Source organism: Pseudomonas sp. PA1(2017) (genome assembly GCF_001945375.1).
Lineage (GTDB): Bacteria > Pseudomonadota > Gammaproteobacteria > Pseudomonadales > Pseudomonadaceae > Aquipseudomonas.
Map to the genome: position 1 here is coordinate 1,596,742 of NZ_MSXU01000009.1, position 13,450 is coordinate 1,610,191.

The following is a 13,450-nucleotide window of genomic DNA, read 5'->3' on the forward strand; positions in this document are numbered from 1 at the left end:
CGATTAAACGGAATTCGCGGGCGATCAGGCTTCGACGACAGCGAGGATTTCGTTCTCGCTCATCACCAGCAGGTCTTCGCCGCCGACTTTGACGGTGTTGCTGCCGGAGTAAGGGCCGAATACCACCTTGTCGCCGACCTTGACGGCCAGGGCACGGACTTCACCGCTGTCCAGAACACGGCCAGTACCAACGGCAACGATTTCGCCCTGATTCGGCTTCTCGGCAGCCGAGCCCGGCAGCACGATACCGCCAGCGGTTTTGGTTTCTTCTTCGCTGCGACGGATCACGACGCGGTCATGCAAAGGACGAAGCTTCATTGTCGATCTCTCCCAATAGTTGTTGACATCAACCGGTGCTCTCACCGGCAGGATCGTGGCGCTGCGCAATGCGCGTAACGCCGAAATATGTTTCGGCGCATCGAACGCCGAAAAACCTTGCGGTGACCGCTACATAAGGTCGACCAGCAGCAATTCAAGGGCAGGCCGATAAATTTTTTACGTCGGCTACGCGCAGATTTGTCAGCCCCAAAATACAAAGCCCCGGCCAGAAGGCTCTGACCGGGGCCTGTGCGCTATGTGCGGGAATCAGTCGCGGCGCTCGTATTCACCTTCGAGCACGTTCGGCTTGGGCGCGCCGGGCTGGCCATTGCGGGCGGCCAAGTCATCGGCGAAGGCCCGCTGCCGCGCGGCCTGCTCGGCAGCGCGCTGGCGCACGCGCTCGACCAGCCAGCGGCGGGTGAATGGCATGAGGCAGAGCACGCCGATGACGTCGCTGATGAAACCCGGCAACAGCAGCAGGCCACCGCCGACCGCCATCATCAGGCCCTGCAGCACTTCCTGATCCGGCATTTCGCCGCGCGCCAGGCGCTCGCGGGCACGCCAGGCCGTGGTGATGCCAGCGATACGCAGAATCAGGCCACCACAGATCGAGGTGAGGATCACCAGGGCAATGGTCGGCAGCACGCCAATGGCGCTGCCCACCGAAATGAGCACGGCCAGCTCGAGGATCGGGAACAGCAGGAACAACAACATGAAAATGCGCATCGCGGTTTCCTTGACGGAAGAACACCTTCCAGTAGGAGAGAAATATGGGGTGTTGCGCTTAATTCAAGCTGAAGTTTCGACTTCGCCCACCCACGCTGCGTTCAACGCCAGGCGACGCGAGGCTTCGCGCATACCGACCACGCTGTTACAGGATGTTGAGGCCTGGGGTAGTGCTGGTGCCCTGCCCATCTCGCGCTCTATGCTGCTGCCGGTACGTCATGGCAATCGACCGGCCTGAACGCGTGGCAGCGAGTGCCGCCTGGGCAAGACGCCGGTTGACCCGTTCAGCTCTCACTCTAGGGAATTGGCATGCAACTCGAAGATAAAGTCATCATCATCACCGGCGGCGGCCAGGGCCTCGGCCGCGCCATGGCCGAGTACCTCGCCGAGCGCCGCGTGCGCCTGGCGCTGGTCGACCTTAACCAGGAAAAACTCGACGAAACCGCAGCGGCCTGCAGGGCGCTGGGCGTGCAGGCGCGTACCTACCTGTGCAACGTGGCCAACGAAGAGCAGGTCACCCAGACCATCACTCAGATCGCCGAGGACTTCGGCTCGATCAACGGGCTGATCAACAACGCCGGCATTCTGCGCGACGGCCTGACCATCAAGGTCAAGGACGGGGAGATGAGCAAGATGAGCCTGGCCCAATGGCAATCGGTGATCGACGTCAACCTGACCGGCGTGTTCCTGTGCACCCGTGAGGTGGCGGCGAAGATGATCGAGCTGCAGAACGAGGGGGCGATCATCAATATCTCCTCGGTGTCGCGCGCCGGCAACATCGGCCAGGCCAACTACTCGGCGGCCAAGGCCGCAGTGGCCGCCGACACCGTGGTATGGGCCCGCGAACTGGCGCGCTACGGCATTCGTGTGGCCGGCGTGGCACCCGGCTTCATCGAGACCGACATGGTCGCCAGCATGAAACCCGAAGCGCTACAGCGCATGACCGACGTGATTCCGCTCAAGCGCCTCGGCAAACCGAAGGAAATCGCCCACGCCATCGCCTTCCTGCTGGAAAACGAGTACTTCACGGGGCGCATTCTCGAGCTCGACGGCGGCGTGCGCCTGTAGCACGCTGACGGTGAGTGGCTGCACGTAAAAGTGCTTGCGCATAAAAAAGCCCCGCACGCTGGCGGGGCTTGCTTTCGATACGTCAGCTCGCGTTACCAGCCCACACCGAAACCGATGGTGTAGCGGGTTTCGTCCTTGTCGCCATCCGAGCCACTGACCTGATCTTTCGAGGCCTTCATGTTCAGCGAGGCCCAGTCGGTGACCTTGTAGCGCAGGCCCACTTCGGCATCCAGTGCGTAATCGGCGGCACTGGCAAGCGGCTTGCCCACTTCGCCGGTGCTGAACAGTTCGAAGGTCTTGCCGATCAGGTAGCGGTTGTAGTCCCAACGCATACTGATGGCGTAGAAGTTGTCCTGCTCGCCATTGGCATACTCGTAGTCGGAGCGGTTGAGCAGACCGGCAACGGAGAATGCGCCCAGCTCGTTATCCCAGAACTGGTAACCCGGACCGGTACCGATGGTGCGCTGACGCTCCAGGTCTTCGACCTTGTCGCGCTTGTATTCCAGGCGCCCTTGCCAGAACCACTGTTCGTCGAGGAAGCGGTCGAGGGCGTATTCGGTGCCCCAGTTGTCGGTGCTGACCACGTCATTGCGCAATTCACGGTTGTAATCGACCGTCGCGTTGTGGCGCCATTTGCCGTGACGGGCCTGGGTCTTGAGGTCGACGTCGTAGTCGTCGGTGTCGCTCTCGGCCCGTTTGTAATCCATGGCCACATCGACGTTACCCTTCCACATGAAGTCTTCGACGAAGGGCTTGGGCTTCATGATCTGCTTGATACTGGCCAGCTCTACGGTCTTCGGCGCGTCGCCATTGGCGAGAATAACCTTGCCCGAATCGGCGGCCTGCAGCGACTTGGCCCGCTCGCCGGTGACGTCGTTTTCCTTGACCAGCAGCTCGCGATCACTTTCCAGGGTGGCGACCTGTTTCCAGTCCAGCGGGATGGAACCACCGTAGGCGGTTTCCAGCATCAGTTTGCCGCCGTCGAAAACCTTGATGGTTCCGGTCAGGCGGTCGCCGTTCTTCATCCATACGGTATCGGCCAGCAGCGGAGTGGCGGCTACGCTGAGGCCCAGGCACAACAAGGTACGAGTAAACATAAGCGGATGCTGTTGCTCCGGTTCGCGGTAAATCGGGCATTATCCGCATACCCGACATTTGAGCAAGAAATGACCGACGGAAATGCCTCAAGTTCATCGACGGCCGACAGCCAAACGGAACCAGGAGCCTGCCATGCCGACACGACAGCCCGATTACAGCGCGCCTCTGGCCGACGGTGACCAGCAGGCCCGCCGTGATGCGCTGTACCTGGCGCTGGCCCAGGTGCCGGCCGGCAAGGTGGTCACCTATGGCGAGCTGGCCGCGCTGGCAGGCCTGGGGCGCGCCGCACGCTGGGTCGGCCGGACCCTCGGTCAACTGCCCGATGGCACCGCCCTGCCCTGGCATCGCGTGGTCGCTGCCGGGGGCCGCCTGAGCCTGACGGCGGACTCGCCAAGCGGGGTTGAACAACGTGCCCGATTGCGCGTCGAAGGGGTGCTATCCCACAATGGTCGGGTGGATATCCGACGTCACGGCTGGCGGCCCCTGGAGCACGAGGCATGAGACTCGGCGCACCACACGCAACCGGCTTGCACTGACCCGACCCTAGCCCCTAGAGTGCGCCACTTGTTCATGCTTTCTCCCCCCAGGCCGACCCCTTTCAATGCATCGTAAAAGCTGGCGCGACGCGATCGCCGCCTACTCCAGCCCCTCGACACTGGTTCTTCTGGTGCTTGGGTTCGCCGCCGGCCTGCCTTACATGTTGGTGTTCTCGACCCTGTCGGTGTGGCTGCGCGAAGCCGGCGTGGCGCGCGAAACCATCGGCTTCGCCAGCCTGATCGGCCTGGCCTACGCCTTCAAATGGGTGTGGTCGCCACTGCTCGACCAATGGCGCCTGCCGCTGCTCGGCAAGCTCGGCAGGCGGCGCTCCTGGCTGGTGCTGTCACAGATACTGATCGCCATCGGCCTGGCCGGCATGGCACTGTGCGATCCGCACACCCACCTGACCTGGCTGATCGCCCTCGCCGTGCTGGTGGCCTTCGCCTCGGCGACCCAGGACATCGCCGTCGATGCCTACCGCCTGGAGATCGTCGACGACACCCGCCAGGCCGCCCTGGCCGCCAGCTACATGGCCGGCTACCGGGTTGCCGCGCTGCTCGCCACCGCCGGCGCGCTGTACGTCGCCGAGGGCCTTGGCTCGACCACCCTGCTCTACCAGCACGCCGCCTGGGCCGGCACCTACCTGCTGTTCGCCCTGCTGATGCTGCCGGGCCTGCTGACCAGCCTGTGGATGAAAGAACCGGCGGTGTCGATGAAGACCCAGCTGGCCGCCGCCAAGTATGGGTTCAGCCATCAGATCGCCTCGGTGCTGGTGCTGATCGTGCTGTTGGTGTCGGTACCGGCGATGTTCACCCAGCTCTACAACACCGACTTCCCCAGCCTGGTGACCGGCGAAGCCACGTTGCTGGACCTGCTGCTCGAGGATCGCGCCTTCCTGCGCGCCATCCTCTATACGATCCTGACCGCCCTGTGCCTGTCGTCGATGGGCCGCCGCGGCCTGGCACCGGTGCTCACGCCGGTCAACGACTTCATCCTGCGTTACCGCTGGCAGGCCTTCCTGCTACTGGGGCTGATCGCCACCTATCGCATGTCCGACACGGTCATGGGCGTAATGGCCAACGTCTTCTACATCGACCAGGGCTTCACCAAGGATCAGATCGCCAGCGTCAGCAAACTGTTCGGGTTGATCATGACCCTGGTCGGCGCCGGTGCCGGCGGGTTGCTGATCGTGCGCTTCGGCATCATGCCGATCCTGTTCATCGGCGGCGCGGCGTCGGCAGCCACCAACCTGCTGTTCATGGCCCTGGCCGGCATGGGCGCCAACCTGCAGATGCTGATCTTCACCATCTCGGCGGACAACTTCAGTTCCGGCCTGGCGACAGCGGCGTTCGTCGCCTACCTGTCGAGCCTGACCAACCTGAAGTTCTCCGCCACCCAGTACGCGCTGCTGAGCTCCATCATGCTGCTGCTACCACGGCTGATCGGCGGCTATTCCGGCGTGCTGGTGGAGAAGTTCGGCTACGCGGATTTCTTCCTGATCACCGCGCTGATGGGTGTGCCGACCCTGCTGCTGATCCTGCTGCAGTGGCATCGCCAGGGCAACCGGGCCAGTGCGATACCGGCCGACGAGCCGCCTAAACAGCAATGACAACGCCCATGAAAAAGCCGACTCTCGTCGGCTTTTTCGTTTCAGCGGGCCGCGTTTCAGCCGGCCTTGCCCTGCTGCACCATCTGCACCAGGCGCGGCGGCTGCGCCAGCTCGACACCCTCGGCGCGCAGACGATCACGCACGCTCTCGTTGAGCATGAAGATCACCGGCCAGTAGTCGCCGGCTGCCGTCCACATGCGCAGCGACAGGTTGATCGAGGTTTCGCCCAGGTTGGATACCACCACCACCGGCGCCGGTTCCTGATGCACGCGCGCATCCTTGGAGAGCTCCAGCAGTACTTCGCGAGCCTTGGCCAGGTCGGCGTCGTAGTCGAGCTTCACGTCGTACAGCACCTGGCGGGTGTTCTGCCGCGAGTGGTTGGTGATGATACCGTTGGACAAGGTACCGTTGGGCACGATCACCACCTTGTTGTCGCCAGTGCGCAGCACGGTGTGGAAGATCTGGATGTAGTCCACCGAACCGGAAACACCCTGAGCCTCGATGAAGTCGCCGGCCTTGAACGGGCGGAACAGCATGATCAGCACGCCGCCGGCGAAGTTAGCCAGGCTGCCCTGCAGCGCCAGGCCGATGGCCAGGCCGGCTGCACCGATCACCGCGATGAACGAAGTGGTCTCCACGCCGATCATCGACGCCACGCTGATGATCAGCAGCACCTTGAGCACGATGCTCGCCAGGCTGCCGATGAAGCTGCTCAGCGCGCGATCGACCTTGCGGCCGTCCATCAGGGCGCTGACCTTGCCTGTCAGCTTGCTGATCAGCCACCAGCCGATCAGCAGGGTAACGATGGCCAGGGCCAGCTTGCCGCTGTACTGCAGCAATACCGGAATCCAGGCCTGCGACATCACGACCAGCTGGTCGATGCTCATATCCATCGGGTATTCCTTCTAGCAATTCAAACGATAACGCCATGGCAAGCCATGGCGTTTGCACGGGCGTTCACGAAATTGCGACGCCCGCCGTTCGCCGGGGTTCAATAAACCCCGCCGTATCAGTCGCGGAAATTGTTGTACTGCAGGGGCATGCCGAAGTCCTTGCCACGCAGCGAAGCGATGCATTCCTGCAGGTCGTCGCGCTTCTTGCCGGTGACGCGCACCTGCTCGCCCTGGATGGCGGCCTGCACCTTGAGCTTGGCTTCCTTGATGTGGGCGACGATCTTCTTGGCCAGCTCCTTGTCGATGCCTTCACGGAATTCGACTTCCTGCTTGACCACCTTGCCGGACGCGTAGGGGTCCTTGGTTTCCATGCACTGGCTGTCGATCTTGCGCTTGATCAGGCAGCCACGAATGATGTCGAGCATCTGCTCGAGCATGAAATCGGCTTCGGCGGTCAGCGTGACGGCCTTGTCCTTGACCTCGAAGCTGCACTTGCCGCGCAGGTCGAAGCGCCGCTCCAGCTCTTTGGTGGCATTGTCCAGGGCGTTGGTGAGTTCGTGTTTGTCCAGTTCCGAGACCACGTCGAACGAGGGCATGGAATTCCTCCAGATATAAAGCGCGACCGGGCAGCGCTGCTTCCGATTCGCCTTCCGGCTGCCACCTGTGCAGCGACGCGAGCTGCATCGTGCTGGGCGCCAGTTCGCGAGATCGAGAATAAGTTCTGCGCAAATCGCGCGGATGGCTTGACGATAAAATTGGCGCGATCATTATATCCGCTCTGATACAGACCGCTCGGCGTTGTATTGGTTACTCCCCTTCCCTCGACCCGTTTTCCTGCCAGCGAGTGCCATAAAAAACATGCCCAACCCCCATCTCAGTATTCTGGTGGTGGACGATGCCAAGTTCTCGAGCGCCATGATCGGGCGCGCATTGAGCCAGGCTGGATATCAGGATATTCGCTTCGCCAGCAGCGCTGCCGAAGCCATCAGCAACCTCGAACAACGCCCCGCCAGCGTGCTGCTGGCCGACTGGCTGATGCCCGAAATGGACGGCCTGGAGCTGACCGGACGGGTGCGCCAACTCGACGAGGCGGCCGAGCATTACACCTACATCATCCTGCTGACCGGCAAGGAAGGTGAGAACGTGCTCAACGAAGCCTTCGACCGCGGCGTCGATGATTTCATCAGCAAGTCGGCCATGAACGAACAGTTGCTGCCGCGGGTATTCGCCGCCGAACGCCTGTGCAGTACCCTGCAGCGCCTGCTCCAGGAAAACGCCCTGCTGGTGCAGAACATCGCCAGCCTGGAAGAGCGCAACCTGGTCGACCCGTTGACCGGCCTGGGCAACACCCGCTACCTGAAGCAGAAGATGGCGGACAGCCTTCGCCAGGTGGAATCGCGCGGCGGCGCGCTGTGCTACCTGCTGATCGGCTTGCAGGGCGCCGATGAGCTGGGCGCACGCCACGGCAAGGCCTTCTACAACGAATTGCTGCGCAGCGTGGCCCGTCGCCTGCAACAGCTGGTGCGCCCGCTGGACGTGCTGGTGAGCCTGGACGACCGCCATTTCGCGCTGATCACCCTGCTCGAAGACCTGCAGGAATGCTCGCCGAGCAGCTTCAAGCGCCTGCACGAAGGGCTCAACCTCAAGGCCTTCAAGACCAGCGAAGGCTTCATCAGCCTCAAGGCCGGCATTGCCGTGGTCGGGCTGGACAGCAAGGCCATGCCGATGGAGCAGCAGCAACTGCTCGACCTGGCCACACGACTGTTACCCGAAGCCCATGCCAGCGGCCGCGTGACCGCCGTACGCCTGCCGCGCACATGAGCTGGCACGTACTCGGCGCCGGCAGCCTGGGCAGCCTGTGGGCCACCCGCCTGTTTCGCGCCGGCGTACCGGTGCAGCTGATTCTCCGTGACCCGCAGCGCCTGGCCGCCTACCGCCAGGCGGGCGGGCTGACGCTCGTCGAACAGGGCCAGGCCAGCCTGTACGCCATATCCGCCAGTGACTTGAACGAGCAGGCGCCCATCGACCGTCTTCTGCTGGCCTGCAAGGCCTACGACGCCGTCGAAGCCATCGCCGCAGTCGCCCACCGGCTGACGCCGGAGGCCGAGGTGATCCTGTTGCAGAACGGCCTGGGCAGCCAGGACGAAGTGGCCGTGCAGCTACCCGGCCGCCGTTGCCTGCCCGCCTCCAGCACCGAGGGTGCCTTTCGCGATGGTGACTGGCGGGCGGTGTTCGCCGGCCAGGGCCACACCTGGATCGGCGATCCGCTCGATGCAACAGCGCCAGGCTGGTTGAACGATCTGCAGCGCAGCCAGATTCCGCATACTTGGAGCCTGGACATTCTGGCGCGGCTATGGCGCAAGCTGGCGCTCAACTGCGCCATCAACCCGCTGACCGTGCTGCACGGCTGTCGCAATGGCGAGTTGGCCCGCCACCGCGATCAGGTCGATGCTCTGTGCGCCGAACTCGACGGACTGTTGCGCGGCTGTGGCCGGGCTGACGCCGCCCAGGATCTGCAACGGGACGTATGGCGGGTGATCGAGGCCACGGCTGCCAACTACTCCTCCATGTACCAGGACGTGGCCGCCGGTCGCCGCACCGAAATCAGCTACCTGCTCGGCTACGCCTGCGCCGCCGCCGAGCGCGCAGCGCTGCAGGTGCCACACCTGAACGCCGTGTACCGGCAACTGCTCGAGCATCTGGACCGCCACGGATTGCCGCGCTATTGAGTCACGCGCTAACCTGCGCCCTCACCTGCCACCACGAAACACGCCCATGCGCCTGCGCCACCGCCTGAAGAACCTTCCCGTTGGCCGAAAACTGCTCGCGGCGCTGCTGGTCCTGCTGGCCGCCGTGCTGGTGGTCGCCAACATGACCTTCATCAGCGCGGCCTACTGGATCTCCCAGGAAAGCGTCGCTCCCCAGGCACTGCAGACCCTCGGCCGGCTGTTCGCCACCCCGGCCCTGAGCCGTGAGGCCCTGAGTTCGCGCGAGGCGGCCCATGAGCTGCTCAAACGCCTGGATGGCTATGGCCCGCTGCGCGCAGCGGTGATCTACGACGCCGCCGGCAACAGCATGGCGCAACTGCAGCGTGGCGAAAAACTCGATTTGCCCACCCAGGTCGATGCCCTGGACAACTGGCGCATTGGCGAATTTCGCGCCAACCAGCTGATCGAACTGCCCCAGGCCGATGCGCCGCCCGGGCACCTGCTGCTGGTCGCCTCCAGCGAGCTGCCGGGCGCTTTCTACACCGGCACCGTGACCGCCAGCCTGGTGATCCTCGGCTTCAGCCTGGTGCTCTGGCTGCTGGTGGCGCGGCAGATCCGCCGCCTGGTCACCAGCCCGATCAAGCGCCTCGAAGAGCTGACCCGCCAAGTCACCCGTGAAGAGAACTACTCGTTACGCGCGCGACGCGGCAACCGCGACGAAATCGGCAGCCTGGCCGAGGCCTTCAACACCATGCTCGAACGTATCGAGGCGCGCGAGCAACAACTCAAGCGCGCCCGCGACGACTCCGAGGAGGCCTACAACCAGGCCCGCGGCCTGGCCGAGGAGACGCGCCTGTCCAACCGCAAGCTGGAACTCGAAGTGCAGGTGCGCAGCAAGATCGAGAAGAAGCTCACCGGTTTCCAGAACTACCTCAACAGCATCATCGACTCCATGCCCTCGGCGCTGATCGCCCTGGACGAACAGCTCTACGTGGCGCAGTGGAATCAGGAGGCCAGCGCGCTGTCCGGTACCTCCATCGACGAGGCGGTCAACCAGCCAGTGTTCCTCGCCTTCCCACTGCTCAAGCCGTACCTGTCCAAACTCAAGCGCACCGCCGAGCAGCACCGGGTAGAGAAGATCGAACGCGTCACCTGGATTCGCGATGACGAGCCCCACCACTACGCCCTGACCTTCTACCCGCTGATCGGCAGCATCGGCCGTGGCGTGGTGATCCGAATCGACGACATCACCCAGCGCCTGAATCTCGAAGAGGTCATGGTGCAGTCCGAGAAAATGCTTTCCGTTGGCGGCCTGGCGGCCGGCATGGCGCACGAGATCAACAACCCGCTGGGCGCCATCCTGCACAACGTGCAGAACATCCGCCGGCGCCTGTCGCCGGAACTGCCGCGCAACCAGGAGCAGGCCGAACTGGCCGGCGTCAGCCTGCCGGCCATCGACCGCTACCTGAGTGCCCGGGAAATTCCCATGCTGCTCGACGGCATCCAGCAGGCCGGCGCGCGGGCCTCGAAGATCGTCACCCACATGCTCAGTTTCAGCCGCCTGAGCAACCGGCAGCTGGCGCCCTGCCAGTTGCCGGCGCTGATCGACCAGGCCGTGGAGATCGCCAGCAACGACTTCGACCTGACCGAAAGCTTCGACTTCAAGAGCCTGCTGATTCAGCGCGAATTCGACCCACAGTTGGGGCCGATCCCCGGCATCGCCAACGAACTGGAACAGGTGCTGCTCAACCTGCTGAAGAACGCCGCCCAGGCCATCCACCTGCGCGACGACGACAGCGTCCCCGGCAAGCTGATCCTGCGTACGCGCCTGGCGCCGCCGTGGGCCGAAGTGCAGGTCGAGGACAACGGTGTGGGCATCCCCGAAGCCGTGCGCAAGCGTATCTTCGAACCGTTCTTCACCACCAAGGAAGTCGGCCAGGGCACCGGCCTGGGGCTCTCGGTCTCGTACTTCATCGTCACCAACAACCACAAGGGCCAGATGGAGGTGCACTCGCGCACCGGCCAGGGCACCTGCTTCACCCTGCGCCTGCCATTGGGCGTAGGCAACTGATCATCGCCACGGAGGCTCCATGGGTTATCGACTCTCGAAAATCTACACGCGCACCGGCGATGCCGGGCAGACCGGCCTGGCCGATGGCCGTCGCGTCGCCAAGGATCATCCGCGCATCGAAGCCATCGGCGAAGTGGACACCCTCAACAGCCAGCTCGGCCTGCTCCTCGCTGACCTGCTCGAGCAGCAGGCGAACCACCCGGGGCTCGGCGAACTGGTCGAGGTGCTCGCGCCCTGCCAGCATCGCCTGTTCGACCTCGGTGGCGAGCTGGCGATGCCCGAGTACCACGCGCTGCAGGGCGCCGAGATCGAGCGCCTGGAAGCGGCCGTCGACCGCTGGAACGAGGAAGTCGGGCCGCTCACCAACTTCATCCTGCCCGGCGGCTCACGGCTGATCGCCCAGGCCCACCTGTGCCGCAGCAGCGCCCGCACCGCCGAGCGACGCTGCGGCCAGCTGCATGCCGTAGAGCCGCTGCGCGGTGAGCTGCTGGCCTACATCAACCGGCTGTCCGACCTGCTGTTCGTGGCCGCGCGGCTGATCGCCAGGCGCCAGGGCATCGACGAAGTGCTCTGGCAGGCCGCCGTCAAAGGCTGAGGCGACTCTCGAAGCGGCGCAGCTCGCCGCTCAGCGGGTCACTGAACGACAGCCCACGGGCCAGCAGCTTCAGCGGCCGCTCGTAGTCGTCGGGCTCACCCTCGGCGCAGCTGACTTCGGGATAGAACGGATCGTTGAGGATCGGCGCGCCCAGGGCTGCCATATGCACCCGTAACTGATGCTTCTTGCCGGTGACCGGCTGCAGACCGTACAACCAGTGCTCGGCGCGCTTCTCGATCACCTCGACACGCGTGCGAGTGTTCGCCACCCCCGGCGCCTCGCGCATGCGAAAGAACGGCTCCCCGGCTTCGAAACGCGTTTCGCGCAGCAGCGGAAACTGCAGCGCCGGCAAGGGAGCAGCCAGCGCCTCGTAGCGCTTGTCGATGGCGCGCTCGCGAAACATTGCCTGGTAGCGCCCGCGGGTGTGCGGGTTGCAGGAGAACAGCACCAGCCCGGCGGTGTGCCGGTCGATGCGGTGTAGGGGCACCAGATCGGCATTGCCGGTACGCTTGACCAGCCGCGCCAGCAAGGTCTGTTCGACGTAGGCGCCGGCCGGCATCACCGACAGGAAATGCGGCTTGTCGGCGACCAGAATGTGCTCATCGACATGCAGGATGGCTTCCTCGAAGGGAATCAGCGGCTCGGCGGGCACCTCTCGGAAATAGTGCACGCGCAGGCCGACCCGATACGGGTGATCGACGCCGATGGGCGCGCCTACGGCGTCCAGCACCCGGCCGCGGGCCATGCGCTCGAGCCAGACGTCCCGTGGAATCGCCGAGAAATGCGCGCAAAGGCAGTCAAGCACCGTCGCCCAGTCACCGGCAGGCAGGTGAAGGGTGCTGGGGCGCAGGGTCGGCTGATCGGATGGTGGCATGCGGAGGCTCCAGGCGCGGTAGTCAGGGCGCGATCAGGTAGATACAGATCGACAGCGTCACCAGCGAGCCCAGCGTCGACAACAGGATGGTGCTCGACACCTCGGCACCGTCACGGCGATAGAACTCGGCGAGCATGAACGGCCCGGTACCGGTCGGCAACGCGCTGAGCAGCAGCGCGGCGTGGGCCCACATCGGCGGCAGGCGGAACACGTAGACGGCCAACACCCAGGTAATCAGTGGATGAGCGACCAGCTTGATCAGTACCAGGCCAGTGCCGCGCTGCTTCGGCCCTGCGTGCTTTTCAGCCAGGAACAAGCCAAGGGCGATGAGCGCGCAGGGCCCGGTGGCAGCAGCGAGCAATTTGAGAAACTGGTGCAGGGGCGCCGGCAGCGGCTGCGCCGTAGCCGCCCACAGGCCACCGAGCAGCGGCGCCATGACGATGGGGTTCTTGATCAGGGCGACAGCAACTTTGCGCACCGCAGCCAGCAGGCTCTTCTCGTTCTGCAGGCCCACTTCGATGCACACCACCGCCAGGGCGAACAGCACGCAGATGACGATCAGGCAGGCGATCAGCGCCGGCTCCATACCGGCATCGCCGAATACCAGCAGGCACAGCGGAATGCCCATGTAGCCGGTGTTGGCGTAGGAGGCGCTAAGCCCACGTACGCTGGCGTCGGCGAGGCTGCCGGTACGACGCAGGGCTACCAGCAGTACCAGAACGAAGAGCCCCAGGGTGGCGATGCCATAAGCGAGGATGAAGCCGGGCTGCCAGATCTCGTCCCATACCACGGTGGCCATCGCCTCGAACAGCAGCGCCGGCAGGCACAGCCAGACCACCATGCGGTTGATCTCCGAGGCGGCGGTGGCACCCAGCAGGCCCAGGCGCCGGCAGGCGAATCCGGCAAGGATCAGCGCGAAGATCGGCAGGATGACGTTGAGAACGGAGGCCATG

General features: G+C 64.3%; 15 protein-coding genes. 8 read left to right on the plus strand and 7 right to left on the minus strand.

The window, feature by feature from the left end; translation table 11 throughout:
- Positions 1 to 24 precede the first annotated feature (24 nt).
- Positions 25 to 318 carry a co-chaperone GroES gene (locus BVH01_RS14215; RefSeq protein ID WP_075930910.1) on the minus strand — a complete coding sequence of 98 codons (294 nt, stop codon included), beginning with the start codon at positions 316 to 318 and terminating at the stop codon, positions 25 to 27.
- A 267-nt stretch (positions 319 to 585) separates the two neighbouring features.
- On the minus strand, positions 586 to 1,044 hold the full coding sequence (locus tag BVH01_RS14220) for an FxsA family protein (RefSeq protein ID WP_075930911.1): 459 nt from the start codon (positions 1,042 to 1,044) through the stop codon (positions 586 to 588).
- Between BVH01_RS14220 and BVH01_RS24430 the strand changes: the two genes are divergently transcribed.
- Together BVH01_RS24430 and BVH01_RS14225 are read left to right on the plus strand one after the other, a co-directional pair.
- Entirely contained in the window at positions 1,031 to 1,282 is a 252-nt protein-coding gene (locus BVH01_RS24430; RefSeq protein WP_139317834.1) for a hypothetical protein, read from the plus strand. The two genes, BVH01_RS14220 and BVH01_RS24430, sit on opposite strands and share 14 nt — an antisense overlap.
- A 71-nt stretch (positions 1,283 to 1,353) precedes the next feature.
- A complete protein-coding gene (locus BVH01_RS14225) occupies positions 1,354 to 2,112 on the plus strand; it encodes an SDR family oxidoreductase (RefSeq protein WP_075930912.1) in 759 nt (252 codons plus the stop codon).
- A gap of 92 nt (positions 2,113 to 2,204) precedes the next feature.
- On the opposite strand, the gene BVH01_RS14230 is transcribed toward BVH01_RS14225, so the two are convergent.
- On the minus strand, positions 2,205 to 3,209 hold the full coding sequence (locus BVH01_RS14230) for a DUF481 domain-containing protein (RefSeq protein WP_075930913.1): 1,005 nt from the start codon (positions 3,207 to 3,209) through the stop codon (positions 2,205 to 2,207).
- Positions 3,210 to 3,342: 133 nt separating this feature from the next.
- On the opposite strand from BVH01_RS14230, the gene BVH01_RS14235 reads away from it, so the two are divergent.
- Together BVH01_RS14235 and BVH01_RS14240 are read left to right on the plus strand one after the other, a co-directional pair.
- Entirely contained in the window at positions 3,343 to 3,711 is a 369-nt protein-coding gene (locus BVH01_RS14235) for an MGMT family protein (protein WP_075930914.1), read from the plus strand.
- Between the two features lie 100 nt (positions 3,712 to 3,811).
- The gene (locus BVH01_RS14240) at positions 3,812 to 5,356 is read left to right on the plus strand and encodes an AmpG family muropeptide MFS transporter (protein ID WP_075930915.1); all 1,545 of its coding nucleotides are present in this window, start codon (positions 3,812 to 3,814) and stop codon (positions 5,354 to 5,356) included.
- Between the two features lie 56 nt (positions 5,357 to 5,412).
- On the opposite strand, the gene BVH01_RS14245 is transcribed toward BVH01_RS14240, so the two are convergent.
- The gene (locus BVH01_RS14245; RefSeq protein ID WP_075930916.1) at positions 5,413 to 6,249 is read right to left on the minus strand and encodes a mechanosensitive ion channel family protein; all 837 of its coding nucleotides are present in this window, start codon (positions 6,247 to 6,249) and stop codon (positions 5,413 to 5,415) included.
- Positions 6,250 to 6,365: 116 nt separating this feature from the next.
- Entirely contained in the window at positions 6,366 to 6,845 is a 480-nt protein-coding gene (locus BVH01_RS14250) for a YajQ family cyclic di-GMP-binding protein (RefSeq protein ID WP_075930917.1), read from the minus strand.
- A 262-nt stretch (positions 6,846 to 7,107) separates the two neighbouring features.
- Here BVH01_RS14250 and BVH01_RS14255 point away from each other — a divergent pair, with 262 nt between their 5' ends.
- The 4 genes from BVH01_RS14255 to BVH01_RS14270 are packed head-to-tail and all read left to right on the plus strand — an operon-like array spanning position 7,108 to position 11,623.
- Positions 7,108 to 8,070, plus strand: coding sequence for a response regulator (locus BVH01_RS14255; RefSeq protein ID WP_075930918.1), 963 nt, complete (start codon positions 7,108 to 7,110; stop codon positions 8,068 to 8,070).
- Positions 8,067 to 8,978: a putative 2-dehydropantoate 2-reductase gene (locus BVH01_RS14260; RefSeq protein WP_075930919.1), complete on the plus strand. Its 912-nt coding sequence runs from the start codon at positions 8,067 to 8,069 to the stop codon at positions 8,976 to 8,978. The genes BVH01_RS14255 and BVH01_RS14260 overlap by 4 nt, the downstream gene beginning before the upstream one ends.
- A 46-nt stretch (positions 8,979 to 9,024) precedes the next feature.
- The gene (locus BVH01_RS14265; RefSeq protein WP_075930920.1) at positions 9,025 to 11,028 is read left to right on the plus strand and encodes a HAMP domain-containing sensor histidine kinase; all 2,004 of its coding nucleotides are present in this window, start codon (positions 9,025 to 9,027) and stop codon (positions 11,026 to 11,028) included.
- A 19-nt stretch (positions 11,029 to 11,047) separates the two neighbouring features.
- Complete coding sequence (locus BVH01_RS14270) at positions 11,048 to 11,623, plus strand: cob(I)yrinic acid a,c-diamide adenosyltransferase (RefSeq protein ID WP_075930921.1); 576 nt, start codon at positions 11,048 to 11,050, stop codon at positions 11,621 to 11,623.
- On the opposite strand, the gene BVH01_RS14275 is transcribed toward BVH01_RS14270, so the two are convergent.
- A complete protein-coding gene (locus tag BVH01_RS14275; protein ID WP_075930922.1) occupies positions 11,613 to 12,497 on the minus strand; it encodes a pseudouridine synthase in 885 nt (294 codons plus the stop codon). The genes BVH01_RS14270 and BVH01_RS14275 overlap by 11 nt on opposite strands.
- A gap of 22 nt (positions 12,498 to 12,519) precedes the next feature.
- Entirely contained in the window at positions 12,520 to 13,449 is a 930-nt protein-coding gene (locus tag BVH01_RS14280; RefSeq protein WP_075930923.1) for an AEC family transporter, read from the minus strand.
- Position 13,450 lies beyond the last annotated feature (1 nt).